1 protein-coding gene is annotated in these 766 nt (G+C 62.0%); it reads left to right on the top strand.

The genetic code is table 11. The features are described from left to right. Positions 1-88: 88 nt before the first annotated feature. The coding region (locus DMZ65_RS19365; protein ID WP_198662749.1) for a hypothetical protein at positions 89-766 on the top strand (678 nt) is incomplete at its 3' end.

The raw sequence follows: 766 nt of genomic DNA, 5'->3' as shown, positions 1-766 counted from the left end.
GACCGATCCCACGGACCCGACCGATCCTACGGACCCGACCGATCCTACGGACCCGACCGATCCTACGGTCTCTTCAGATCAGGGCTTCTTGGATCCACTGGTCGGGGATGCAGGACTACTCGGCGATGTGACCGGCAATGGCGGCGCGCTGGGTGAGATCACTGGCTCGGATGGTTTGCTTGGTGATCTTGTTGGCGATAACACTGCAATCGGCGAACTGGCAGAAGGCTTGCTTGGGCAGCCGCTCATCGGTGATGGCACGGTTTCCTCTGATATAGGGCTTACTGATGCGTTGATCTCCGATAACGGATTGCTTGGTGACCTTACCGGCAATGACGGCGTGCTTGGCGCGGTCACCGGTTCTGATGGTCTGCTCGGTGATCTTGTTGGCAACGATGGGGTTCTTTCTGGAATTACCGGGAGCGGCGGCCTTATCGGTGCGCTGACCGGCACAGGAACAATGGGCGATGGAACGTCTGGCACCGATGCGGATATCGTCGATGACGTGCTTGCTCCGCTGACGACCGAAGGTGGACTGGTCGATCAAATTGCCGATCAAGTCGAGCCTATTATCGGTGAGGACGGCGTTGTCGGCGGTCTGCTGGGCGGCACGGACAGCCCGCTGGACGCGGTGCTTGGCGAGGACGGCCTTGTCGGCGGTCTGCTGGGCGGCACGGACAGTCCGCTGGACGCGGTGCTTGGCGAGGACGGCCTTGTTGGCGGTCTGCTGGGCGGCACGGACGGCCCGCTGGACGCGGTGCTTGGT

The organism is Primorskyibacter marinus (genome assembly GCF_003313245.1).
GTDB lineage: Bacteria > Pseudomonadota > Alphaproteobacteria > Rhodobacterales > Rhodobacteraceae > Primorskyibacter > Primorskyibacter marinus.
The sequence above is the reverse complement of the archived record's forward strand: the minus strand, read 5'-3'. Positions and strand labels throughout refer to the sequence as shown.